Origin of the sequence: Xenorhabdus hominickii (genome assembly GCF_002632725.1) — a bacterium.
Classification (GTDB): Bacteria; Pseudomonadota; Gammaproteobacteria; order Enterobacterales; family Enterobacteriaceae; genus Xenorhabdus; species Xenorhabdus hominickii.
In genome coordinates this window covers 1,531,542-1,555,913 of the sequence record NZ_NJAI01000001.1, presented here as the reverse complement: position 1 = coordinate 1,555,913, position 24,372 = coordinate 1,531,542, and the positions used below count along the sequence as shown (strand labels likewise).

Sequence of the window (24,372 nt, the reverse complement as noted above, 5' to 3'; positions counted from 1 at the left end):
GATTATGTTGTTTATGATAACCTTCCCGAGGAAGATCACCTGACTGGAAAGACGTTTACTCAGCGTATAGAGAGAACGAATTTAACTCAGCGTACTCGAATAAAAAGACTGAATAGAAAAACTATCAGTTATTCAAAATCCGAAGAAATGCACGATAAGGTGATAGGAACTTTTATTGAGCGTGAGTACTATTTTTGATATTCAATCTAACTATTTAATACATGACCAGAAAAACAACTCTATGCTGCTATCGCTGATAAATTCAGAATTCCCCGTGAAATTTCTGCAGCGGTAAAACAAGCTGATCTGGCATTATTGGCCACAGAGCGTCTACAACTAGAAATCGCAGGGGATGAACACTGGCCCTGCTTGGATGGCATTCACCCCGTAGAATGGTTAGTTATCGTTCCTCTCACTCCCATTCAAGCTAGGTACAAATTTTTGGAGCGATTTCATGAATTGACCAATAAAGAGACACTAAAATTCACCGCAGAAATAGAATTAACTGATTTCGCAGAGAGTGGTGATAGAGCGGTAGCATTTGGGAAAATATTTAATGACAGTAAAAAACGATTTGAGGACGGGGTAGAAATAATAACATCTCTGGTAACAAATACTGAAACTTACAAAATTGATGGATATATAAAAACTCAAAATTCCATTTATAAAATAAGGGAGTAAGGCAATGATCAGTATCGATAATGCACAGAATGAAATTGGGCAATCGCTGAACTCATTATCGATGTCATGAACGGGGTGCCCGATGAGGCGCCCTACTCTACGAGACCAAAAAATTTGGATGATATTCTCAGGACGGAATTGAACAGCATTATTTTCGATGCGACTTGGAGTGATGCTGTAACTCCTGCAATGGTAGCGAAGATGATTTTGTGGAACCGGTATCAGAAAGGAGAAAAGATATGAGAATGAACACGGCTTTTCTATTATTGGCTGAGTTTGAGACTGCCGCCATTCCTCTCTCTGATATCGCAGAGAGGTACTTAGGCATGAGACCATCCACTGCTGAGCAAAAGGCATCTTTAGGGTTACTGCCATTACCCACCTTTCGCTGCAATGATAGCCAAAAATCACCACGGATGGTGCATATTAATGATTTAGCGGATTTGATAGATAAAAAAAGAAAGGAATCCAAAGAGGAAATGGAGTATATAACAAAAAAAGCAAACAAAAAAATCAACTAGCAGTACACCAATAGTACACCATACACTTTTAAGATATTGATTTTTATAAATAATCAATCCCATCAAGCATGGGGGCAACGGAGAAGCGGGAAGGCTTGAATTTATGAGCTTTCTCACTGATTTCAGGGATATTTTTTATGTCTTGATATTCTTGCATGTGGGTCTATTTTTGCTTTTTCAAAACACCCGATTGAAGGTATTCTGAATACAAGGGATTATGTGAAGAGGCGCAGTATACCATAGCTGAATGTTTCGGCACAAAATCAATACCAATCGGACATTAATCTTTATATAAATAGCCAGTATTTAACATTATTTATGTAAAAATAATAACAAAAGTAAAGAATGAAAACTTTTATTGATCTATCTTCCTGCAAAGACATAATACTTTCATTAAGAATCTTTAAATTAGCCAATTGATAATAATAAAAAAGACGTCTCCTATGAGCCAAAAACAAAATATTAATTATAAAATTATCTCTTTAATGGCTTTTGCCACCGGCATGGTTATCGCCAGTAATTATTATGCTCAACCCTTATTAAGCGCCATTGCTAATTCATTTTCTTTGTCCCATACCAGTGCGGGTTTTATCGTGACTATTGCCCAAATTGGATATGGTATCGGACTGTTATTTTTCGTCCCTATTGGCGATATGTATGAACGTCGCCATCTTATTACTGTCATGACACTTTTAACTGCCAGTGGGCTATTCCTCACTGCAGTTGCACAAAATTTTTGGCAAATATTGGCAGGAACATTACTGACAGGATTGTTTTCCATCGTGGCTCAATTGCTGATCCCTTTCGCTGTGGAGATAGCGCCCGAGCATCAGAAAGGAAAAACGGTTGGGATTATGATTGGCGGATTGTTGTTAGGTATTCTCTCTGCAAGAACAGTTTCGGGATTATTGGCAGAATTGAATGGTTGGCGCACTGTTTTTTGGCTGGCGGGTATTTTATTACTAATACTGACGATTGCCCTACGCAAATCACTGCCCACCTCCTATCCTAAAAACAAATTATCTTATTTCAAAACGATTCAATCAGTCTTTCAGTTGATGAAATATGAGCCGATACTTCGTCTTCGTTCCCTTATAGGAATGCTGACATTTACGAACTTTGGACTCTTCTGGACTACCGTTACTTTTTTGCTTTCGGCTTCGCCCTTTAACTATTCCGAAGGTGTCATTGGTTTATTTGGGCTGGCTGGAATTGCTGGTGCGTTAATGGCAACCAATGTCGGCCATTACGTTGATAGGGGTCAGGCAAAATCTGTGACACAAATTGGCTTGGCGATTTTACTACTCTCTTGGATGCCAATGATGTTTGCACAAAATTCTATCTATTGGTTGGTTATTGGAATTATTTTGTTGGACTTGGCTGTTCAAGGATTAAATGTCATTAACCAAAGTACTATCTATAAAATATTACCGGAAGCACGGAATCGCCTGACGGCGGCTTATATGACAAGTTGTTGTTCAGGTACGGCAATAGGTTCTATTATTGCTATCTATGTTTATCAGCTTAATGGTTGGTTTGGTGTTGTGATTGCCGGCACAGCAATTTGCATAGCCAATTTTGGAATATGGCTGTATATGCATAAATATGAAACCACTGAATTTAAATTAAGTGATTAATATAACCTTAATGAACTATTAACAGAGAAAACAATAACCCATCAACTGTATATAAAACCAGTGTATATAATAGTTAACTACATGTTTTAACATTAGTATTTTTAGTGCGCTTGCTATATTATTTGTTACCGAAAATAAAAAACGTTTTAAAGTAGAGTTCTATAAGAATAGATTTCAAATTTGATAAAAATTTTCAAGCATAAGTTGTTTTATTACATATAATAGGTGTCAATAAGGAAAATCAATGGACATATCAAAATATCCAGAAAAATGGCAAGAACGTTTTAAATTTTTTGAGCAAAATGGTAGCCCTGCATCACAAGATTTTAAAGTCGCTCTTAAGAATCTGCCTGCAAAAAGCCGCATTCTTATAAACATTAACTGGCTTGCATTTCTCTTTGGTATTTTTTATTTCTTGTTTTTAGGATTATGGAAAAAAGGCCTGAGTTTATTAGCATTTTCATTCTTGTTAATAGTGGCTATTTCATCAATATCTGAGGTTTTTATATATGGAGCTACTGGTTTAATATATGTTATATGGGGTTTTACTGTAAATTATGCCTACTATTTAAAAGAAATAAAAGGCGAAGATGGCTGGAACCCATTTAAAGACATATTCACCAAACAAAAACACCTCTCATTTTTAGTAGTGGCATTAATTTAAAATCTTTAATGTCATTACTAATCATTTTAATTAAGAATATGAAAAACAAAACAAAATCAGATCCAGAGATCTTAAAAAAAGCAATAAAAAAACACACTTTCTCTATAATGCTGCTATTTTCAATAACAGCAATCCTAATTGGAGTATCTACTTTTATAGTATCCAATATTGCAGATACCTCTAGACAACCTATCGACTCAATACCATTCGGTATCATTATACTTTTTTTAGTTATGATATTTTTAGTTATTGTAACCATACCCGGCACCTACAACAGTGTCATCTTCGAATATAATCGTCAATTAACTAACAAACATGGACTTAATTTGAATGCCAAAATCACAGGTGTCCGCTTATGTGCTGATGAGGAAGAAAAGATACCGAAAAACTGGGTTGAAGCTGCCGAGATTTTTAGTGAAATAGTTATAACCTTTAAATTTAAATCTAATAATCAACACTATAGTGGCGAAGATATAGCTGCTAATTTTGCTCATTTTGACACTATCCGTGCGATGCAAGTTGTTCCCATCCGCTATCTTCCCGGAAAAGAAAAATATGCCTTACTCAACAGAACAGAATTCTATAGCCGTTTACATCAAGAAGGTATTGATGTTGATATTAAAAAAATTAGAGAAACCAACTTGTTAATTGAAGATGAGGAAGAATGGTAATGGGTGGAGGCTACCTTGAGTATGGAGGCTAAAGATAAATGCCCGTGATTTGATATTCCTCAACCGATTCAATTAATGAACCCAAGAGCAAAAGCTCCTATTATCATGTGTGCCCACACTCTCATACCAAAAACATGATAACATTAAAGTCATTAGTATCGTGTGGGTGTGAGAGGTTAATGAAAACTATCAACCAAAAAAAGTTATTGGCACAGGCTGAGACAATTTGCCTGTCAAGAGGGGTTCGTTTGACACCTCAGCGCCTTGAGATCCTTCGTTTAATCACGGAACAACCTAGCGCAATCAGTGCGTATGATTTGCTGGATTTATTACGTGAAGTCGAACCACAAGCCAAACCTCCAACAGTTTATCGAGGTTTGGAGTTTCTGTTGGAACAAGGTTTCATCCACAAAATAGAATCTACCAACAGTTATGTCCTTTGCCACCATTTTGAAGAACCCAGCCATACTTCGGCCATGTTTATCTGTGAAGATTGTGGTTCTGTGACCGAAAAAGAGGCAAAAGACATTGAATCCACTATTCAGCAATTAGCACAAGGCGCAGGGTTTAATCTGCGACATAGCGTGATAGAAGTCCACGGCTTGTGTTCTTCCTGCCATGAGATCGATTCCTGCACAGCACGCGATACATGCCAGCACAATCATTCTGTCGAAGAGAATAAAAAAAGATAAGACGAAATTGCTTGGATCTGATTAGGCAGTGAGACGGTCATCGCTGGTGTGCTCATATATTTTCAAGTTCCCGCTGAACTCATGTTTAACGGGGACTAAGAGAAAAATGACCGTCCCAGAATGGCAAAATGCAATTATCCGTTTTTACGATCAGAACCACTCTCCGTTACGAATAATGCCGACTGCCAATCCCTCAATAGTGAAATTCTGCTCGCTCAAATCAACAATAATAGGTTCGAATTCTGGATTTTCAGCAATCAGCTCAATTCTGTTTCCTGTTTGTTTGAGGCGTTTTACGGTTACTTCGTCTTCAATGCGTGCCACAATGACTTGCCCGTTATGAACATCCTGTGTTTTATGCACAGCAAGTAAATCTCCGTCCATAATACCGATATCTTTCATGGACATCCCACTGACACGCAACAGAAAGTCAGCATTTGGTTTAAATAATTTAGGATCAACCTTATAGTGACTTTCAATATGTTCCTGAGCCAGTAGTGGCTCGCCAGCAGCAACTCGACCAATTAGCGGTAATCCCGCACCTTCATCTTCCTCTTCAAGAAGCAAACGGATACCCCTGGATGCACCAGAGATAATCTCTATCACCCCTTTACGCGCCAGAGCCTTTAAATGCTCTTCTGCCGCGTTAGGTGAACGAAAACCAAGACGTGCTGCAATTTCAGCACGTGTCGGTGGCATACCCGTTTGCGAAATATGGTCGCGCACCAAGTTATAGACTTGCTGCTGCCTGGCAGTTAATGCTTTCATTTCGCCCCCTGTTTGTTTATACAGTCTGACTGTGAGTATATACAGGTAAATTCGAATTGGGAACCAGTCAGCACGTAAAAGCAGCTAAATAAGGTATTTTGCTGAAAAACACATCATATCAATGCATAAAATGCGACCAAAGGATCATTCCCCAGATAAACAATGCCAGAATGATGGTGAGTAATACTGCCGCAGACCCCATATCTTTTGCCCGCCCCGAGAGTTCATGGTACTCACTGCCGATTCGGTCTACAACGGCCTCAATCGCACTATTGAGGATTTCAACAATAACCACCAGCATAACAGAGCCGACAAGTAGGAGCCTTTCTAATAAGCCAAGATCTAAAGAAAATGCAATGATGATTGCCAATATGGCCGCAATTGATTCCTGCCGAAATGCTGCTTCACTTTGCCATGCAGCCTTAAGTCCTTTCGCTGAATACCCTGCTGCTTTAATGATCCGGGTTAACCCTGTTGCTTGATTTGCCATAATAATTTTCTTTGATGAACTTATTAATTGTATGGTTATATAACTTTTAGCTCTTATTATTGTCTTATTTCCACAGATCTCAAAATCTGTTTCTGGTATCCTTGCGACGCATTGCTAACAAGAGGCTTAAAGCGGTTATGTCAGGTTGGCGTAAAATATATTATAAGTTATTGAATTTACCACTAAAATTATTAGTAAAAAGTAAACTCATTCCCACAGATCCCATTGCAGAACTGCGTCTTGATACGACACGGCCTATTTTGTACGTGCTACCGTACCATTCGAAAACAGACTTATTGACCCTGCGTCAACAATGTCTAGCACAAGATCTGCCGGATCCATTGAATCCTTTAGAAATTGGTGACACACAACTCCCAAGTTATGTCTTCATTGATGACGGCCCACGCGTGTTCCGCTGTTATGCACCAAAACATGAATCTGTGAAAATCTTTCATTCTTATCTGGATCAGCATCGCAATAATCCTGATTTGAATATCCAAATGGTGCCTGTCTCTGTGATGTTTGGACGCTCTCCTGGACGCGAAGGCCAAGAAGGGAATACAGCACCACAGTTACGGCTGCTGAATGGTGTACAGAAGTTTTTCGCGATCCTATGGCTTGGGCGGGATAGCTTTGTGCGTTTTTCCACACCTGTTTCACTACGCCATATGGCAGACGAACATGGTGCCGATGATATCATCGCCAATAAACTCGCTCGAGTTGCACGGATACACTATTCCCGTCAACGTTTAGCGGCTGTTGGGCCTCGTTTGCCAGCCAGACAGGATCTATTCAACAAGCTACTGACATCACAGGCGATAGAAAAAGCGATTGCTGATGAAGCACGTAGCAAGAAAATCTCTCCCGAAAAGGCGAAACAAAATGCCATTAGTATGTTGGAAGAGATCGCGGCGGATTTCTCCTATGAAACAGTACGCTTGACCGACCGTGTTTTGAGTTGGACATGGAACCGTCTGTATCAAGGCATTAATGTGCATAATGCTGAACGAATTCGCCAATTGGCTCAAGATGGTCATGAACTGGTTTATGTTCCATGCCACCGTAGCCATATGGATTATCTTCTGCTCTCTTATGTGATTTATCACCAAGGTTTGGTTCCACCGCATATTGCTGCGGGCATTAACCTGAATTTTTGGCCTGCCGGCCCGATATTCCGTCGTCTTGGTGCGTTCTTTATCCGCCGTACATTTAAAGGCAATAAGCTCTATTCAACAATCTTCCGGGAATATCTCGGTGAGTTGTTTGTCCGTGGTTATTCAGTTGAATACTTTGTCGAAGGTGGGCGTTCCCGTACTGGTCGTTTGCTTGCTCCGAAAACGGGCACACTTTCTATGACCCTACAGGCAATGTTGCGTGGAGAATCCCGACCAATCACTATTGTGCCGATCTATATCGGTTATGAGCATGTGATGGAAGTTGCGACTTACGCCAAAGAACTGCGCGGTGCAACCAAAGAAAAAGAAGGTTTCTTCCAAATGGTACGTGGCTTGCGTAAGTTACGTAATTTGGGGCAAGGTTACGTGAACTTTGGGGAACCCATTCCGTTGGTACAATACCTTAATCATCATGTTCCAGAGTGGCGAGATTCGATTGACCCCATAGAATCCCAGCGTCCAACGTGGCTGACTCCAACGGTCAGCAAGCTAGCTGGCAATATTATGGTCAATATCAATAATGCCGCAGCCGCTAATGCTATTAATTTATGTACTACAGCATTACTGTCATCACGCCAGAGATCACTGACTCGTGAGCAGCTTATTGAACAGTTGGATTGCTATCTGCAATTACTGCGCAATGTGCCTTACACAAGTGATATCACTGTGCCGAGCAAAACAGCGGAAGAGTTGTTAGATCACGCCTTATTGATGAATAAGTTCGAAGTTGAGAAAGACAGTCTGGGGGATATTATTATTCTGCCTCGCGAAAGTGCAGTCTTGATGACTTATTATCGAAATAATATCCAGCACTTACTGATTCTGCCGTCCTTGATTACCAGTATTGTAATGCATCACCGTCGCATTAGTCGCAGTGAATTACTCAGACAAGTGGCGCTAATTTATCCTCTGCTCAAGCAAGAGCTTTTCATGCGTTACAGCAAGGAAACGCTTCCAAATGTCGTCAATACGTTGATTGATGAACTGACACGTCAATGCCTTATCTGTAACAAAGAGCAGGATATGCTGGTGCTGAACCCTGCACGCATTCGCCCACTGCAATTGCTGGCCGCAGGTATCAGAGAAACGCTGCAACGCTATGCCATTACGCTGTCTTTATTGAATGCGACTCCTGCAATCAGCCGTGGTGTGCTGGAAAAAGAGAGTCGAATGCTGGCACAGCGTCTATCGGTACTGCATGGCATCAATGCGCCGGAGTTCTTTGATAAAGCTGTTTTTGCCAGCTCGGTTAATACGCTACGAGAAGAAGGTTACATTCAGGACAGCGGCGATATGATTTCGATCAGCGCCCAAGATCTCTACCATGTCTTGAGTGAATTGATGTCACCTGAAATTCGTCTGACGATAGAAAGCGTCAGTATGCCGCCAGAACAAAATGAACCTGAGCAGGCAGAGATAGAAAAAGAGCAGCAATAAAGAACAGTAATAAAGAGTTACGCTGGATATAAAAAATTAACGGGCGGTAATTCCGCCCGCTATATACCATTCATCTTTCAAGTTGCCTTGATATAGCTTGAAATCGACTAAACATAACTGAACAAGATACCGAGGAATAAAATAAGACCAACATAATTGTTGTTCAAGAATGCCTGAAAACAGTACTCTCTTTCCCAACCCGCTATTAGTTTCTGCTGATAAATAAACAACGCCGCTGCCAACAATATCGTCCAGTAATATATTCCCCCCAGATTTACCATACTCCCCACCAATACCAGAATGCCCAGCATGATGAATTGCAGAATAGCAATGATCAGTTTATCGAAGCGCCCAAAAAGCACCGCAGTCGATTTAACACCGATTTTCAAGTCATCATCACGATCAACCATTGCGTACTGTGTATCATAAATAACTGACCAAATGATGTTAGCCAAGAATAGCAACCAGCACTCAACAGGTAAGGACTCACTTACTGCGGAGAAAGCCATAGGAATTGACCAGCCATAGGCTGCACCCAATACAACTTGCGGCAGGTGACTCACGCGTTTGACAAAAGGGTAAACCCATGCCAATACCAGAGCAACTACCGACAGAGCTATCGTCATTTTATTAAGTGTCAGAACCAGCGCAAAAGAAATGACGACGAGTGTGGCAAACAATATTTTTGTTTCTTTTTCAGTAATGTCACCACTAGGCAGAGGACGGGATTTTGTCCGTTCTACATTCCCATCAAATTTTCTGTCTGCGAAATCATTAATACAGCATCCCGCAGCACGCATAAAAAACACACCAATAGTAAATACTAACAAGATATGTAAACTCGGCATGCCTTTCGCTGCGATCCACAATGCCCAATATGTTGGCCATAATAATAATAGTATGCCAATGGGTTTATCGATTCGCATTAAACGGCAATAAGCGTGCCATTTACTTTGCGTCATACTGACCTCCAATCTATTTCTCCCTTTTTATTTTGTTTTATATACAGGCGACTCTGGCAGGAAAACTTCAGTGAGCAACAGTGGCTTACCCGATAATCTCAATAAAGAACGCCGTACCCAACGATCTTCCTGCTGACCTATTTGAATATAATCCCGTGTCAGATTATTACCACTAAAAAGATAACGCCCAAGTGGTACTGTTCCCACATCAACCAACTGTTTATCCGGGCCAGTCAGTGTTTCCGCTGGAATAACGGTGCGCCCCAGCAGCCATGGAATGTTATCTCCATACAAAACAATTTCACGCAACCAATATTTTTCACTTACAGGTAAGTGCTTACTTTCATCTCTTAACTCTTCAGCAGTGATGAAACACTCCCGAAAAGGAGAAACTGATACTTTCTGACAATGTTGTTCAAAGCGGCGCGTCATTGAGCCCACTTCCATTAACCAGTCTAAAATATCTTCAGGAAGGCTGGTTTCATCAGACGAAAACCAGTGAATGGGTGTCGAAGTTAATATTGTGTCTTCTGTCATGTCATTTTCCATTGCGGGGAATCGCGATTTCCCCGAAAGCACAACGAATGGGGAATGAGGATATCATGTTGCAGGCCAATAGAATAAAAAGTTGATAACAAATTATGGAAATCATAAAAAACCTCCCCCAATATAACCATATTATTGGAGTGAGGTTAAATTAAGTAAGCCAGAAAATCAGATTAACGCCATTCTTTAAAACGATTAATCAGACCGTTTGTAGAGCTGTCATGACTATTCACGACCTCTGCATCATGTAATTCAGGCAGAATACGGTTAGCCAATTGTTTACCCAGTTCTACTCCCCATTGATCAAATGAGAAAATATTTAAAATTGCCCCTTGAACAAAAATTTTATGTTCATACATGGCAATTAATGCCCCCAAACTGAATGGTGTAATTTCACGCAATAAAATGGAGTTAGTCGGACGATTCCCTTCAAATACTTTGAATGGCACAACACCCGCCACATCTTGTGCATTTTTTCCTGTTGCGGAAAATTCAGCTTCCACCTGAGCCTGAGTTTTACCAAAAGCCAACGCTTCAGTTTGTGCAAAGAAATTAGATAACAGTTTGCTGTGATGATCGCTAACCGGATTATGGCTAATGGCTGGTGCAATAAAATCACAAGGAATGAGTTTAGTTCCCTGATGGATAAGCTGGTAAAAAGCATGCTGGCCATTGGTACCCGGCTCACCCCAAATAATCGGCCCGGTCTGGTAATTTACGGGGTTGCCATTGCGGTCGATATACTTGCCATTGGATTCCATATTGCCTTGCTGGAAATATGCAGCAAAGCGGTGCATATATTGATCATACGGCAGAATCGCTTCAGTTTCTGCGCCAAAAAAGTTGTTATACCAAATGCCAATCAGTGCCAACAAAACAGGAATGTTTTGTTCAAAGGCTGTCTGCTCAAAGTGTTTATCCATCGCATGGGCACCGCTCAGTAACAATTCGAAATTGTCATAGCCAATGGAAAGTGCAATAGATAAACCAATCGCAGACCAGAGAGAATAGCGTCCCCCGACCCAATCCCAAAATTCAAACATGTTTTGTGGATCAATACCGAATTTGCTGACTTCTTGTTCATTGGTCGATAAAGCTGCAAAATGTTTAGCTACATGTACTTCATCAATAGCACTTTGCAGGAACCAATTACGCGCAGAGTGTGCATTGGTCATAGTTTCTTGGGTCGTAAAAGTCTTAGACGCAATTAAGAATAAGGTTGTTTCTGGATTTAGCTCTTTTAATGTTTCCGCAATGTGAGTACCATCAACATTGGAAACAAAGTGCATGTTCAGATGGTTTTTATACGCTTTCAGAGCTTCAGTCACCATATAAGGGCCGAGATCTGAGCCGCCAATACCGATATTTACAACATCAGTAATGATTTTACCTGTGTAGCCTTTCCACTCTCCCCCGATGATACGTTCACTGAATGACTTCATTTTTGCCAGTACCGCATTGACTTGCGGCATCACGTCTTCCCCATCCACCATGATCGGGGTATTGCTGCGGTTACGCAGGGCAATGTGTAACACAGCACGATCTTCAGTACGGTTGATTTTTTCACCAGAAAACAGACTACGAATTGCGCTTACCAAATCAGTTTCTTGCGCCAATGCCTGTAATTTTTCCAGTGTTTCAGAAGTAAGCCGGTTTTTGGAATAATCCACCAGAATTTGTTGATCAAAAGTCGCAGAAAATGCCGTAAACCGCGTCTTATCCTGTTCAAATAGATCCCGTAAATGAATATTCTTTATTTGTTCAAAGTGCTGCTGTAATGCTTTCCAAGCTTCGGTCTGGCTAGGATTGATATTTTTCATGGACGATTCTCTCTAACAACTTGTCGATAGCTATTTGCTGATAACTATTAGTCAATAAACAATAGGAATTCACAGATTGTAACGGGTTAATTCTGTGATTGGTCTCCCTTTCCTTGTAATTGCTGATATTGGTCAAAATAGACAGTGATTTCCAGCCCTAATTGTTAAGATAGGCAAAAACGATAATTTCAGCTCTATCATGAAAGTTATTTATGCTTAATTGCCAAATATTGACTCAGTACACCTGAAACGATATTTCTAAAAGTCTATTCTTCAAGCAAAAGGTTATCATTCATGTATGCTGTTTCATCTCCCAACTTACCGTATGTTGTAGCAAAATTCGGCGGTACTAGTGTGGCTGACTTTGATGCCATGAATAACTGTGCCGATATTATTTTGGCAAATACAGATGTTCGCGTGGTCGTTCTGTCCGCTTCATCGGGCGTAACCAATTTGCTGGTTGCCTTGGCTTCGGGCTGTGATGACAATAAACGGGAGAGCTACCTGAAACAGATCCGTAACATTCAATATGCCATTATTGAACGATTGAATGAAGCAGACATCATTCGCGAGGAAATTGATCGTTTGCTGGAAAACATTGCAACACTGTCAGAAACTTCATCACTCACCACTTCAGAAGCATTGACTGATGAATTGGTTAGCCACGGTGAAGTTATGTCTACCTTGCTGTTTGTTGAGTTGTTACGCCAACGCAATACAGATGCAGAGTGGTTTGATATCCGTAGAATTATGCGAACCAATGATAACTTCGGGCAGGCAGAGCCTGATACCCGTCATCTCCATACATCTGCAATAGAACATCTCCAACCTCGCTTGCACAATACGATTGTTATCACCCAAGGTTTTATCGGCAGAGAAGAAAAAGGTCGCACAACGACATTGGGTCGTGGTGGCAGTGATTATACCGCAGCCTTGCTTGGTGAAGCATTAGGCTTACAGCGTGTTGATATTTGGACAGATGTTCCGGGGATCTACACAACAGACCCTCGTGTTGCTCCCTCTGCTAAACGGATTACGAAAATTGCCTTTGATGAAGCAGCTGAGATGGCCACATTTGGGGCAAAAGTCCTTCATCCAGCTACTTTGTTGCCAGCCGTTCGCTGTGGCATACCCGTTTTTGTTGGATCAAGTAAAGATCCACAAGCTGGCGGTACACTAGTTTGTGATAAGACAGAAAATCCGCCGCGGTTTCGGGCACTGGCATTGCGCCGTAAGCAGACATTGCTGACACTGCATAGTCTGAAAATGCTCCATGCGAGGGGCTTTCTGGCAGAAGTTTTTACTCTGCTTTCACGCCATCATATTTCGGTGGATCTGATTACCACATCAGAAGTGAGCATTGCCCTGACACTGGATACTACCGGCTCCACCAGCACCAATGGCAGTCTTCTGACTAATGCTCTGCTGACCGAGCTTTCGACTTTATGTCGTGTAGAAGTGGAGGAGGATCTGGCGCTAGTCGCGATTATCGGGAATAAACTTTCACAGGCCAAAGGTTTGGGAAAAGAAATCTTTGGAGCACTGGAATCCTTTAATATCCGCATGATCAGCTATGGTGCGAGCAGCCATAATGTCTGTTTGCTCGTTCCTGGGAAAGATGCCGAATCAATAATTCAGACGTTGCATAGGAATTTATTTGAAATATAGCGAAGCACGTTAAACATGGTGGAAAACCCGCAAGGCACGGGTTTTCTTGATATAACAAAGAGAATATTAATCGAATTCAGGAATGTTTCGACAACTCACGCCGAGCCAACTCAGCAAAAAATCCACTGTGGCAAGGTAATATTTAATTTAGTCGTATTTCCTTCATATTCAGCCAAATCTATATCAATGTAAGCCCAGATCTCACCAGTGCAATCTTCATCTTTAAGATGGTCAGCCACGGTTTTTGCCTCTACAGGTATTTGTCTCTGCTCACTCAAATATTCAAATATAGACAAAGCAATACCCACCATCAACACCAACGAGCACAACCCATGCTCTACTTAGATTTACGCACCAGATTGAGTTCTCTCACAGCCAACACATCGGATGTGTTTCCCCCCCTTTATCATCCATAATAAGAAAACGAAAACAAATTCCATTTTCTGTACATTGCAGCTACTGCTGCTTCAAGTAGACGATGATTTAAAGGGAATCTTATGAGCATAGCCGTTGCCAGCAAACGCACAAAAAAAACCAAAATGACGACAAACAGTGCCGCTGCAGGCGGTCAAGTTCAATCGTTAAGCCGTGGATTAACACTTTTGGAATATATTTCCGATTCACCAGGTGGCGTTGCTCTGACCGATTTGGCGATACAGGCAGGTCTGCCCAATTCCACCACCCACCGGCTTCTGACTACTTTGCAACAACATGGTTTTGTGCGCCAAATAGGTGATCTGGGATTATGGGTGATTGCTTCCCATGCCTTTATCGTTGGCAGTAGCTTCTTGCAAAGTCGTAATCTGATGGTATTGGTCCACCCAATCCTGCGTCAGTTAATGGAGGATTCCGGTGAAACTGTCAATCTTGCTATTTTTAATCTTGATGAATACGAAGCTGTGATTGTCGATCAAGTGCAATGCAATGCGCTGATGCGTATGTCAGCTCCTATTGGTGGTAAACTACCAATGCACGCCTCTGGCGCAGGAAAGGCTCTGCTCTCCACACTGTCTGAACATAAGCGACTCCAATTGCTGCATAAAAAAGGTATGCATACCTATACCCAATATACCTGCACGACAGCCGCCGCCCTGACAGAAAACCTTGAACAGATCCGCAAACAAGGTTTTTCACTCGATGATGAGGAACACGCGTTAGGCTTACGTTGTATCGCCGCCTGTATTTATGATGAACACCATGAAGCCTTTGCCGCTATTTCCATCTCCGGCCCAATATCACGTATCTCAAATGATCGTGTGACTGAATTCGGTGCCCTTGTTATTCGGGCGGCAAAAAATATCAGCCAAGAATACGGTGGAATTAAGTAATTTTACTAAAACCTCGTCTAATAGACTGATTTGTTGACAAGCTGTTACGTTTCAGCTTTAAAAATTGATGTAGATCACAGATAAAATGTGTAGGCAGCTAAAGTTGATTGCATCCTTTAATTATTGCATTAACGATATTACCGGTAACAATAAAGCAATAGACACATTCCATTGTGGGGTCGGGAACAATTATCATGACAATAAACCAGGCCAGTACGGCGACCAACGAAACCGTCACGCGGATCACCCAGCGTATCATTGAACGTTCAAAAGAAACTCGTAGCCACTATTTGGCTCGCATTGAACCAGAGGATCAACCAACCTAACCATGCATCTCGTTACAATGGCAAGATCCGCTGAGATCATCATTAACTGGGATGATTTTTCTGAATTGTCAGAAGTGCCCCCTTCTGCTATGCCGCATCTATCCGAATGGACCAGCGGATATCAATCAATTTCAGGCAGCCTGCAGCGTTGCATTGGTCATTCGCGAGTTATTGAAAAAAGGCTTGCTACACCGTGATGTCAATACTATTGCTGGACTTGGACTAGAGCGTTATACGCAGGAGCCATGGCTTAATGAAGGCCAGTTGGCGTGGCGTGAAGGTACGCTTTCTTCATTGGACAGCAATGTAATTGCCAGCATTGAGCAACCATTCGAACAACAAGGCGGTACAAAAGTCATGACCGGCAATCTTGGTCGTGCGGTCATGAAAACCTCTGCGATTCCATCAGATAATCAGGTTATCGAGGCGCCAGCCGTGGTCTTTAATAGCCAGCACGATATCGTCTCTGCTTTTGAGGCGGGCAAGTTGGATCGTGACTGCGTTGTCGTTGTTCGCTATCAAGGCCTACAAGCGAATGGCATGCCAGAATTGCACAAGTTGATGCCACCTTTGGGTGTACTAATGGATCGTGGTTTCAAAGTAGCTTTAGTCACTGATGGTCGTTTGTCGGGTGCTTCCGGTAAAGTCCCTTCAGCCATTCATGTAACGCCAGAAGCCAAAACAGGTGGATTGCTGGCAAAAATAAAGGATGGTGATTGGCTCCGTGTTGATGGCCGTACTGGAGAACTCACGCTACTGGTCGATGAACATGAACTAGCACAGAGAACTCCTTATCAGCCAGATTTAAGCGAAGAATATATCGGCTGCGGCCGTGAATTATTTGATGCTCTACGAACCCAACTTTCGGGTGCAGAACAAGGAGCATGCTGTATTACATTTTAATCAACGAGAGATTTTAAATCCCTTGTGTTCTGATTCAACGAGAGAAACTGCTAATGAATAATTGGAAAACAACCGCGGAACATATTCTGACCGATGGTCCTGTCGTCCCTGTCATTGTTGTCAATGAGATTGAATACGCTATCCCTTTAGCAAAAGCACTGATTGCTGGCGGTATCCGTGTTCTAGAAGTGACGTTAAGAACTGCATGTGCACTAGAAGCTATTCGCCTTATCGCTAAAGAAGTTCCCGAAGCGATTATCGGTGCAGGCACGGTCATTAATCCTGAACAATTGGCAGCGGTCACCGAAGCAGGCGCCCAATTTGCCATTAGTCCGGGATTGACTGACGAGCTGTTAGAAGCCGCAACTGCAGGATCAATTCCCCTTATTCCGGGGATCTCGACTGTTTCTGAATTGATGCTGGGGATGAGTTATGGCCTGAAATGCTTCAAATTCTTCCCGGCAGAAGCAAATGGTGGTGTTAAGGCACTGAAAGCGATTGCAGGCCCATTCCCTCAGGTACGCTTCTGTCCAACGGGGGGATTTCCCCTGAAAACTATCGTGATTATCTGGCATTGAACAATGTTTTGTGCATTGGTGGCTCATGGCTGGTATCGAGCGATGCACTGAAAAAAGGTGATTATACCCAGATTACGGAATTGGCACGATCTGCCATTGCAGGAGCAAAAGCGTAATTTTCTTACCTGAATATTCTCAACGCGGAGATTCTCTATTTCAGAATTTCCGCATTGCAGAATAGAATTAATTAATGCAATGTTAAGAGATTCTTTTTTATAATTGAGAATAGGATCACAATTAAATTAATAATGAAGGTAAAAATAATCTTCTATATGACTATTAATTCATAGTTTTTGATAATGTCCATATACCACTACCGTTATCCCTATTTGATAGCAAGGAAGTATAAACTTTATATGCTGCCCCTGATTGATTCGCTTCCCAACAAGTATCAAGAAAACCACCATGAATATGGTTAAAATTATTCAGTAGACGAATTGCACTACTTTCACGAATTTTGCCATCAAACTCATTAGTCGTATCTGCAAAGATATGCCATATTGCAGTATCAAGTGCATTAATGGGTCTGTCTGCCGTGTGGACATTATAAAGCTCCGGAGACGGGGCATTACCACTGACTCTCAGGTATCCTCCATCATTTTGGTAAAAGTTCAATAAAAATAGGGTATCACCACTGTAAATTTCTGTGCCTAAACTTTTGCCTTCTGCTGATAAAATTTGCCATAAACCGGAGCCTGTATCTCTATTTGGTAAAACAGAAGTGACAACATTATATTTTTCACCAATTGAGGTTGCATGCCCATAAGTATCAAGATAGCTGCCATTGGCATAATGGTTTTTGATATGCAAAATATCACCATATAAAATGACATTAGCCATTATTTTCTCCCTAAATATTATTAAAAATGGATAAGAATATTCCATTAATGATGTTGAGTATGATTATTGGATTACGAAACTATATTTAATAAAAATAATATTTACTAAAACTAATATTTTAATCTTTACTCAGATCATATCATTGAAAATCAATAAATAGATAGGAAGACATTTTTAAAATAAGATCATGTAAACCTTATTTTTTATTATTCAGTAAAAATTTATTGGATATATTATCTCTATCATTCAATTCATTACGCTGGTTAAATCGCTGTCTATGACGATAAGCAAAGACATCTTCCACATGCCCGTTTTTGATGCGCTCTTGCAATGCTAGCCAGTAATTTGCTTCGAATAAATCACTATGACTTTCTTCAAAATAACGCCGGACTCTACTATCGCTACATAAAAAATGCCGAAATTCTTCTGGAAAAACATCGTTAACAGCCACACTGTACCAAGGTTCGCTCGCCAACTCATCTTCTGGATAGCGGGGGGGAGGAATATCCCGAAAATTCACTTCGGTCATGTAACAAATTTCGTCATAATCGTAGAAAATCACTCGACCGTGACGCGTAACTCCAAAATTTTTAAACAACATATCACCGGGGAAGATGTTTGCTGCCGCCAATTGTTTAATAGCATTACCATATTCCTCTATCACATCCTTCAACTCCACTTCGTTCACTTGTTCCATGTAAATATTCAGCGGAATCATTTTACGTTCCATATAGAGATGTTTTATCAGGATACTGTCTCCCAGATCTTCAATTTTTTCCGGTATCTCTTTTTGTAATTCGTCCATTAATTCAGAGCTAATATGGCGTTTATCAATGACAAAATTTTCAAATTCCTGCGTATCAGCCATTCTCCCTACACGATCATGCTCTTTTACCAGACGGTAACATTCTTGAACCCGCTCTTGAGTGACCTCTTTTTGTGGCGCAAATTTATCCTTAATAACTTTAAATACCCGATCAAATGAAGGAGAAGTAAAAACTAGCATCACCATTCCCTTCACTCCCGGAGCAATCGTAAACTGCTCTTCAGACGAGTGAATGAATGTTAGGTATTCACGATAATACTCCGTTTTACCGTGCTTCTGGCAGCCAATCGCCATGTATAGCTCTGCCGTCGATTTCGTTGGCAAAATCTCACGCAACCACTCTACTAATGCAGCCGGTAAAGGTGCGTAAACCATAAAATAGGAGCGAGCGAAACCAAAAACAATGCTGGCATCGTCGTGACTGGTCAGGCAAGTATCGGTGAAGATCCCCCCAGTTTCATCGTGATGAATGGGTAATAAAAATGGGTAAACTACAACCCCCATTCTGATTTTTCCCACCAACCACGCTGCTTTATTACGGTAAAATAACTCATTAGCAATTTGGAACGACGCCTGTAATAAATCGTGTTGGGAAAATGTTTTTTGTAAATATTGCGCGATGTAACCAATATCCCGTTCCAAATCTTCCCATTTAAGGCGCAATGGCAAATCATTTAAGATTGTGCGCAACATGGACATGAGATCGCCATCAGGAAAAAAATTTCGCGACAGCGGACGAGAAATATGACGAAAGCGGCAAAGCGGCTGAGAAGAGAAGATAAATAGGTTTTCTGGCTTTAAATTACGATGCTGAAATAAACGACAATAAACTGAATTAAAAAAACTTTCCGCTATTTCAAAACGAGGATAATCAGGCAGTAAACGGATATAAACTGCTTTGACTTCGGCAATATAATCTTCATCATTTTGCAATGAGCCATGAATACACTTCAACTGTTCTACCACCAACCCAACATGATGATCATACAGGTTGATTCTCTTTTTCATGGCTTGCTGTACCGTGTGCCAATCCGACTGTTCAAAACGTTGCTGCGCACCAGACGTGACTTCCAGGAATCGACCATATTGCGCATCAAATCCCTGCAAAATGGTTTGTGCAATTAAATGTGCGAGATCTATTTCCATATCAGCCACCTTATCCGATATATAAAAGGGAACCCCTTATGAGATCCCTCATTATATCAATGGGTATATACCCTTCATCTTGCAAATTGCCGCTTTTTGAACTCAATGCAACTCGACATCTATTGGGTATGATGAATTTAAAACTGCTGTTCTTCTGTTGATCCCGTCAGTGCGGTAACGGAAGAAGTTTCTCCCTGAATAATCGTGGTCACTTTATCAAAATACCCTGTCCCAACTTCTTGCTGATGTGATGAGAACGTATAACCACGATCAAGCGCAGCAAATTCTTGTGCCTGAACTTTCTCAACGTAATGTTTCATACCCTCGCCACGCGCGTAGTCATAAGCCAAATCAAACATGTTAAACCACATACTGTGTATGCCCGCCAACGTGATGAACTGGAATTTATACCCCATGGCAGATAACTGCTCTTGGAAGCTGGCGATAGTTTTATCATCCAAATTCTTTTTCCAGTTGAAAGATGGTGAACAATTATAAGCTAGCAATTTGCCCGGATATTCTGCATGGATAGCTTCGGCAAAACGACGGGCTGCTTCAATATCCGGTGTCGAAGTTTCACACCAGACGATATCAGCGTAAGGCGCATACGCTAACCCTCGACTGATTGCCTGATCAATGCCTGCCCGAGTAGAGTAGAAACCTTCACAAGTCCGTTCGCCTGTAATGAATTCGCTATCATAAGGATCACAGTCAGATGTCAACAAATCCGCGGCATCTGCGTCAGTACGTGCAATTAATAAGGTTGGCACACCGGAAACATCTGCCGCCAATCGTGCTGCTACCAATTTCTGAATGGCTTCTTGAGTCGGAACCAAGACTTTGCCACCCATGTGCCCGCATTTTTTCACTGCTGCCAGTTGATCTTCGAAATGAACTGCGGCGGCGCCAACCTCAATCATCGCTTTCATCAGTTCAAATGCATTCAGTACACCGCCAAATCCCGCTTCTGCATCCGCTACGATAGGTAAAAAATAGTCAATGTACTCCAGACTATTTAGGTCGATACCATTCGACCACTGGATTTGATCGGCACGACGGAAACTGTTATTGATGCGTTTAATCACGTTAGGTACGGAATCAACGGGATACAATGACTGATCGGGATACATGCTTGACGCTGTATTTGCATCTGCTGCAACTTGCCAACCAGAAAGATAAATCGCTTCAATGCCAGCTTTAGCCTGCTGAAGTGCCTGACCACCAGTCAACGCACCAAGCGCATTCACATAGCCTTTTTTCGATTTGCCATGTAATAATTCCCATAGCTTTTTCGCTCCCATCTGCGCCAAAGTATGTTCAGGATTGATAGAACCACGCAATTTGATGACATCCTCAGCGCTATATGGGCGAGTGATACCTTCCCAACGAGGTTGTTTCCATTCTTGTTCTAATTGAGCGATTTGTTGTGTCCGGGACATGGTCATGATGTTCTACTTCCTATTCTTAATTAATCGGTTATTTTCGTCATTATTGTTTTTCAATTAATCGAGTAACTGATAGCCTGGCAAAGTCAGAAAATCAATTAAGTCGTCTTGTGTGGTAATCCTTTCCATCAAGGCAGAAGCGTCCGTAAATCGCCCTTGGTTAAAGTGTTGCTCTCCAACCTCTTGCTTAATAACGTTCAACTCTTCTTTCAACATTTCCTTGAACAGTTCCTTTGTCACTTTTTTACCATTGGAAAGTGATTTTTCATGACGGATCCACTGCCAAATAGAAGTACGCGAAATTTCCGCCGTCGCCGCGTCTTCCATCAGTCCATAAATAGGCACGCATCCATTTCCTGAAATCCACGCCTCAATATATTGCACCGCAACACGAATATTCGCGCGCATTCCCTCTTCCGTTCTTTCCCCCGGACAAGGGGAAAGTAGCTGTGCAGCCGTAATCGTTTCATCTTCTTCACGCGAAACGGTCAGTTGGTTCTGCCTTTCTCCCAATTTTTTATCAAAGACCGCCATAGCGATATCTGCAAGGCCCGGATGCGCGACCCATGTACCATCGTGACCATTATTGGCTTCCAATTCTTTATCAGCTCTGACTTTGTTCGACACTTGCTGATTTTGCTCAAGATCTTTACTCGGAATAAATGCCGACATTCCCCCCATCGCAAACGCACCACGTTTATGACAGGTTTTAATCAGTAAGCGAGAATAAGCACTCAAGAAGGGTTGTGTCATCGTCACAGATTGGCGATCCGGCAAGACGCGGTCAGAGTGGTTTTTCAGTGTTTTGATATAGCTGAAAATGTAATCCCAACGACCACAATTGAGGCCAACGATATGGTGACGTAAATGGTAGAGAATTTCATCCATCTGGAACACAGCAGGCAGTGTTTCAATCAAAACTGTCGCTTTAATGGTTCCTTTTGGTAAATTGAAACGAGATTCTGCAAAACTGAAAACATCGCTCCACCACTGGGCCTCATGGTAGCTCTGTATTTTAGGCAAGTAAAAATAAGGGCCGCTACCTTGTTCCAGTAATTTTTTATAATTTAAGTGGAAGTAAAGGGCAAAATCGAATAATCCACCAGATATCGGTTCGTTCTTGTAGAGAACGTGTTTTTCTGATAAATGAAAGCCCCTAACCCGAGCAATCAATACCGCCGGATCAGATTTCAATTCATAACGTTTGCCCTGCTCACTAGTGTATGAAATCGTACCATTGACCGCATCCTGCAAGTTAATTTGTCCATTAATAACTTTATCCCATGACGGAGCCAATGAGTCTTCAAAGTCAGCCATAAACACTTTTACGTTTGCATTTAAGGCATTAATAACCATTTTACGTTCTACAGGTCCTGTTATTTCAACACGACGATCTCTGAGATCTTCAGGTATTCCCTGAATTTTCCAATCACCCCCTCTAATGGAAATGGTTTCCGAAATAAAATCTGGTAATACTCCATCATCTATTTTTTTTTGCCAATGAGTTCGCTCTTCTAATAACTTTTTACGTCTATCAGAAAATTTGACAATTAAATCCTTTAAAAAATCAATAGACTCAGGTGATAACACCTTTCTATCAGCCTCATCAAAAGGTTTTATAAATGTTAAGTCTGTTGTTAATTCCTGCTGCATGATCCCCCCTTTCCTCATCTTTTAAGTACCACCTGACTAAGATTAATCAATATAAAAAATAAATCAAAAACGATTTCCATTATTTTTAATATTTAAAATTAAATTAATAAAATCAATTTATTACAATAAATTTCAGCTAATGAAAAGAGGGAATCAAATTCCAAAAGTGAAAATAAAAAAGTGTTAACTTTTTGTTATGTATAAGAAATAGATAGTGACTGGTGATGGGCAATAGAAAAAGGAAAATTAGAAAAATGAGAAATGACTCGATTCAGTCAACCCTCATTTTCATTTTTTTGTTTCAAATAGCATTCAATCTAAGGTGGGATTCATAAAAGCGAGATCATATGGCGTGATTTGGTAGACATAATAATTCAACCAATTTGAAAATAGTAAGTGGCCGTGACTACGCCAAGCTGCAATAGGTTTATCTTCAGGATCATTATTCGGGAAGTAATTGACGGGTAGCTCCGGAGTCAAACCAGCATCCAGATCACGCCTGTATTCTGCCGCCAATGTGTTTACATCATATTCAGGGTGGCCAGTTACAAATACTAACCTCCGGTCTGTACTGGCAAACAAATAAGCACCAGCCTTTTCTGAACTGGCTAAAATATCTAAATCCGTATAATCACGAATCACAGATTCAGGAAAATCAGCAAAACGAGAGTGAGGTGCAAAAAAAGTTTCATCAAATCCACGTGTTAATAATGCCAAAGGATCTAAAGTAGAATGGGAGTAAATACCCGATAGTTTGGACTTTCGAGTATATTTTGGAAGGTTATAAAGGACATTTAAAGCTGCTTGAACCGCCCAACAGACAAATAGTGTTGAAGTGACATGATTTTTCGCCCAATTAACGACTTTTTCAATCTCATCCCAATAGGCCACATCCTCAAATTCAACAAGCCCCAAAGGGGCTCCAGTGACAATCATACCATCAAAATTTTGATCTTTTATTGAGTCAAAATCACAATAAAAGTTATCCAAATGTTCAGCTGGGGTATTTTTACACTGCCTGCTGTCGATACGCACCAATTGAATATCAACCTGTAGCGGTGAATTGGATAATAACCTAATGAACTGATTTTCTGTTTCTATCTTCTTTGGCATCAGGTTTAACAACAATACCTTCAACGGACGAATATTTTGAATATCAGCCCGAGTAGAGGTCATGACAAAGATGTTTTCATTACGGAGTATATTTACCGCAGGTAATTCATCTGGTACACGAATTGGCATTGTTAGAAACCTCAACTATTCTAATTTATACATTTAGCCTTCTAGATAGCCAAATTTAACCAAAAAATAAAAGCTATGTCGAGTTTTTGCACTCAAATTGAAATTATTTCATTTTATTCTATGGAATAAGTAAGGGTAATAATGAAGGTAACAAAAGGCAGAATAGTTTCAAGAACAGGCATAAAATGCGCGGGCATCACCGCCCCAAACGCCAAAAAGCCATCCGGAACCGGATGGCTTTGGGGCAAAAGTGTTGTCTGGCAGTTCCCTACTCTCACATGGGGAGACCCCACACTACCATCGGCGCTACGGCGTTTCACTGCTGAGTTCGGCATGGGGTCAGGTGGGACCAC

22 protein-coding genes, 2 pseudogenes and 1 other annotated feature are annotated in these 24,372 nt (G+C 41.1%); of the genes and pseudogenes, 13 read left to right on the top strand and 11 right to left on the bottom strand.

What is annotated here, in order from left to right; translation table 11 throughout:
• The 7 genes from Xhom_RS07070 to zur all read left to right on the top strand — a co-directional run.
• On the top strand, positions 1-198 hold a 198-nt coding region (locus Xhom_RS07070), incomplete at its 5' end, for an IS1 family transposase (protein WP_244590771.1).
• A gap of 117 nt (positions 199-315) precedes the next feature.
• Entirely contained in the window at positions 316-681 is a 366-nt protein-coding gene (locus Xhom_RS07065; protein WP_145957431.1) for a hypothetical protein, read from the top strand.
• 245 nt (positions 682-926) lie between these two features.
• Positions 927-1,202: a pyocin activator PrtN family protein gene (locus Xhom_RS07055; RefSeq protein WP_069318565.1), complete on the top strand. Its 276-nt coding sequence runs from the start codon at positions 927-929 to the stop codon at positions 1,200-1,202.
• A 443-nt stretch (positions 1,203-1,645) separates the two neighbouring features.
• Positions 1,646-2,839 carry an MFS transporter gene (locus Xhom_RS07050; RefSeq protein WP_069318010.1) on the top strand — a complete coding sequence of 398 codons (1,194 nt, stop codon included), beginning with the start codon at positions 1,646-1,648 and terminating at the stop codon, positions 2,837-2,839.
• Positions 2,840-3,083: 244 nt separating this feature from the next.
• Entirely contained in the window at positions 3,084-3,503 is a 420-nt protein-coding gene (locus Xhom_RS07045; protein ID WP_069318009.1) for a DUF2628 domain-containing protein, read from the top strand.
• A gap of 38 nt (positions 3,504-3,541) precedes the next feature.
• Positions 3,542-4,174, top strand: coding sequence for a hypothetical protein (locus tag Xhom_RS07035; protein WP_145957430.1), 633 nt, complete (start codon positions 3,542-3,544; stop codon positions 4,172-4,174).
• Between the two features lie 179 nt (positions 4,175-4,353).
• On the top strand, positions 4,354-4,866 hold the full coding sequence (gene zur, locus Xhom_RS07030; protein WP_069318006.1) for a zinc uptake transcriptional repressor Zur: 513 nt from the start codon (positions 4,354-4,356) through the stop codon (positions 4,864-4,866).
• Positions 4,867-5,016: 150 nt separating this feature from the next.
• Here zur and lexA read toward each other — a convergent pair whose 3' ends face one another.
• A complete protein-coding gene (gene lexA, locus Xhom_RS07025; protein WP_069318005.1) occupies positions 5,017-5,634 on the bottom strand; it encodes a transcriptional repressor LexA in 618 nt (205 codons plus the stop codon).
• 118 nt (positions 5,635-5,752) lie between these two features.
• Positions 5,753-6,124 (bottom strand): diacylglycerol kinase, encoded by a 372-nt coding sequence (locus Xhom_RS07020; protein WP_069318004.1) that lies wholly within the window; start codon positions 6,122-6,124, stop codon positions 5,753-5,755.
• 137 nt (positions 6,125-6,261) lie between these two features.
• On the opposite strand from Xhom_RS07020, the gene plsB reads away from it, so the two are divergent.
• Positions 6,262-8,736: a glycerol-3-phosphate 1-O-acyltransferase PlsB gene (gene plsB, locus Xhom_RS07015; RefSeq protein ID WP_069318003.1), complete on the top strand. Its 2,475-nt coding sequence runs from the start codon at positions 6,262-6,264 to the stop codon at positions 8,734-8,736.
• Positions 8,737-8,843: 107 nt separating this feature from the next.
• Here plsB and ubiA read toward each other — a convergent pair whose 3' ends face one another.
• The 3 genes from ubiA to pgi form a co-directional block, all read right to left on the bottom strand.
• Positions 8,844-9,698: a 4-hydroxybenzoate octaprenyltransferase gene (gene ubiA, locus Xhom_RS07010; RefSeq protein WP_069318002.1), complete on the bottom strand. Its 855-nt coding sequence runs from the start codon at positions 9,696-9,698 to the stop codon at positions 8,844-8,846.
• 27 nt (positions 9,699-9,725) lie between these two features.
• Positions 9,726-10,235, bottom strand: a complete 510-nt coding sequence (ubiC, locus tag Xhom_RS07005) for a chorismate lyase (RefSeq protein ID WP_069318001.1) — start codon at positions 10,233-10,235, stop codon at positions 9,726-9,728.
• Between the two features lie 182 nt (positions 10,236-10,417).
• Positions 10,418-12,064, bottom strand: coding sequence for a glucose-6-phosphate isomerase (pgi, locus tag Xhom_RS07000; protein WP_069318000.1), 1,647 nt, complete (start codon positions 12,062-12,064; stop codon positions 10,418-10,420).
• A gap of 294 nt (positions 12,065-12,358) precedes the next feature.
• Between pgi and lysC the strand changes: the two genes are divergently transcribed.
• Positions 12,359-13,732 (top strand): lysine-sensitive aspartokinase 3, encoded by a 1,374-nt coding sequence (lysC, locus tag Xhom_RS06995; RefSeq protein ID WP_069317999.1) that lies wholly within the window; start codon positions 12,359-12,361, stop codon positions 13,730-13,732.
• A 110-nt stretch (positions 13,733-13,842) separates the two neighbouring features.
• Here the strand turns inward: lysC and Xhom_RS06990 are convergent, their stop codons facing one another.
• Complete coding sequence (locus Xhom_RS06990; protein ID WP_069317998.1) at positions 13,843-14,043, bottom strand: type II toxin-antitoxin system HicB family antitoxin; 201 nt, start codon at positions 14,041-14,043, stop codon at positions 13,843-13,845.
• 186 nt (positions 14,044-14,229) lie between these two features.
• Here Xhom_RS06990 and iclR point away from each other — a divergent pair, with 186 nt between their 5' ends.
• The 4 genes and pseudogenes from iclR to Xhom_RS06975 all read left to right on the top strand — a co-directional run bounded on the left by iclR (position 14,230) and on the right by Xhom_RS06975 (position 16,983).
• Positions 14,230-15,060, top strand: coding sequence for a glyoxylate bypass operon transcriptional repressor IclR (gene iclR / locus Xhom_RS06985; protein ID WP_069317997.1), 831 nt, complete (start codon positions 14,230-14,232; stop codon positions 15,058-15,060).
• Positions 15,061-15,254: 194 nt separating this feature from the next.
• Positions 15,255-15,386, top strand: coding sequence for a hypothetical protein (locus Xhom_RS45720; RefSeq protein ID WP_418384815.1), 132 nt, complete (start codon positions 15,255-15,257; stop codon positions 15,384-15,386).
• Positions 15,365-16,289, top strand: a pseudogene (locus Xhom_RS06980) (dihydroxy-acid dehydratase domain-containing protein); the annotation flags it as partial. The gene Xhom_RS45720 and the pseudogene Xhom_RS06980, both read left to right, overlap by 22 nt.
• 53 nt (positions 16,290-16,342) lie before the next feature.
• Positions 16,343-16,983 (top strand): annotated as a pseudogene (locus tag Xhom_RS06975) (bifunctional 4-hydroxy-2-oxoglutarate aldolase/2-dehydro-3-deoxy-phosphogluconate aldolase).
• A 163-nt stretch (positions 16,984-17,146) separates the two neighbouring features.
• Here the strand turns inward: Xhom_RS06975 and Xhom_RS06970 are convergent.
• The 5 genes from Xhom_RS06970 to metA all read right to left on the bottom strand — a co-directional run bounded on the left by Xhom_RS06970 (position 17,147) and on the right by metA (position 24,019).
• A complete protein-coding gene (locus tag Xhom_RS06970; RefSeq protein ID WP_069317996.1) occupies positions 17,147-17,707 on the bottom strand; it encodes a hypothetical protein in 561 nt (186 codons plus the stop codon).
• A gap of 196 nt (positions 17,708-17,903) precedes the next feature.
• Complete coding sequence (aceK, locus tag Xhom_RS06965; RefSeq protein ID WP_069317995.1) at positions 17,904-19,679, bottom strand: bifunctional isocitrate dehydrogenase kinase/phosphatase; 1,776 nt, start codon at positions 19,677-19,679, stop codon at positions 17,904-17,906.
• Between the two features lie 137 nt (positions 19,680-19,816).
• The gene (gene aceA, locus Xhom_RS06960; protein ID WP_069317994.1) at positions 19,817-21,124 is read right to left on the bottom strand and encodes an isocitrate lyase; all 1,308 of its coding nucleotides are present in this window, start codon (positions 21,122-21,124) and stop codon (positions 19,817-19,819) included.
• 57 nt (positions 21,125-21,181) lie between these two features.
• The gene (gene aceB, locus Xhom_RS06955; RefSeq protein ID WP_099139661.1) at positions 21,182-22,777 is read right to left on the bottom strand and encodes a malate synthase A; all 1,596 of its coding nucleotides are present in this window, start codon (positions 22,775-22,777) and stop codon (positions 21,182-21,184) included.
• A gap of 312 nt (positions 22,778-23,089) precedes the next feature.
• Complete coding sequence (gene metA / locus Xhom_RS06950; protein WP_069317993.1) at positions 23,090-24,019, bottom strand: homoserine O-acetyltransferase MetA; 930 nt, start codon at positions 24,017-24,019, stop codon at positions 23,090-23,092.
• Positions 24,020-24,285: 266 nt separating this feature from the next.
• Positions 24,286-24,372 (bottom strand) — a sequence feature (5S ribosomal RNA rRNA prediction is too short).

Excerpts from the sequence above, each read along its gene's own strand:
- lysC (WP_069317999.1), top strand. The coding sequence starts at position 12,359 with ATGTATGCTGTTTCATCTCCCAACTTACCGTATGTTGTAGCAAAATTC.
- metA (WP_069317993.1), bottom strand. The coding sequence starts at position 24,019 with ATGCCAATTCGTGTACCAGATGAATTACCTGCGGTAAATATACTCCGT.
- Xhom_RS06970 (WP_069317996.1), bottom strand. The coding sequence starts at position 17,707 with ATGGCTAATGTCATTTTATATGGTGATATTTTGCATATCAAAAACCAT.
- iclR (WP_069317997.1), top strand. The coding sequence starts at position 14,230 with ATGAGCATAGCCGTTGCCAGCAAACGCACAAAAAAAACCAAAATGACG.
- zur (WP_069318006.1), top strand. The coding sequence starts at position 4,354 with ATGAAAACTATCAACCAAAAAAAGTTATTGGCACAGGCTGAGACAATT.
- aceK (WP_069317995.1), bottom strand. The coding sequence starts at position 19,679 with ATGGAAATAGATCTCGCACATTTAATTGCACAAACCATTTTGCAGGGA.
- Xhom_RS07050 (WP_069318010.1), top strand. The coding sequence starts at position 1,646 with ATGAGCCAAAAACAAAATATTAATTATAAAATTATCTCTTTAATGGCT.
- ubiA (WP_069318002.1), bottom strand. The coding sequence starts at position 9,698 with ATGACGCAAAGTAAATGGCACGCTTATTGCCGTTTAATGCGAATCGAT.
- Xhom_RS45720 (WP_418384815.1), top strand. The coding sequence starts at position 15,255 with ATGACAATAAACCAGGCCAGTACGGCGACCAACGAAACCGTCACGCGG.
- lexA (WP_069318005.1), bottom strand. The coding sequence starts at position 5,634 with ATGAAAGCATTAACTGCCAGGCAGCAGCAAGTCTATAACTTGGTGCGC.
- Xhom_RS06990 (WP_069317998.1), bottom strand. The coding sequence starts at position 14,043 with ATGGTGGGTATTGCTTTGTCTATATTTGAATATTTGAGTGAGCAGAGA.
- aceA (WP_069317994.1), bottom strand. The coding sequence starts at position 21,124 with ATGACCATGTCCCGGACACAACAAATCGCTCAATTAGAACAAGAATGG.
- plsB (WP_069318003.1), top strand. The coding sequence starts at position 6,262 with ATGTCAGGTTGGCGTAAAATATATTATAAGTTATTGAATTTACCACTA.
- pgi (WP_069318000.1), bottom strand. The coding sequence starts at position 12,064 with ATGAAAAATATCAATCCTAGCCAGACCGAAGCTTGGAAAGCATTACAG.
- Xhom_RS07020 (WP_069318004.1), bottom strand. The coding sequence starts at position 6,124 with ATGGCAAATCAAGCAACAGGGTTAACCCGGATCATTAAAGCAGCAGGG.
- aceB (WP_099139661.1), bottom strand. The coding sequence starts at position 22,777 with ATGCAGCAGGAATTAACAACAGACTTAACATTTATAAAACCTTTTGAT.
- ubiC (WP_069318001.1), bottom strand. The coding sequence starts at position 10,235 with ATGACAGAAGACACAATATTAACTTCGACACCCATTCACTGGTTTTCG.
- Xhom_RS07045 (WP_069318009.1), top strand. The coding sequence starts at position 3,084 with ATGGACATATCAAAATATCCAGAAAAATGGCAAGAACGTTTTAAATTT.
- Xhom_RS07035 (WP_145957430.1), top strand. The coding sequence starts at position 3,542 with ATGAAAAACAAAACAAAATCAGATCCAGAGATCTTAAAAAAAGCAATA.
- Xhom_RS07055 (WP_069318565.1), top strand. The coding sequence starts at position 927 with ATGAACACGGCTTTTCTATTATTGGCTGAGTTTGAGACTGCCGCCATT.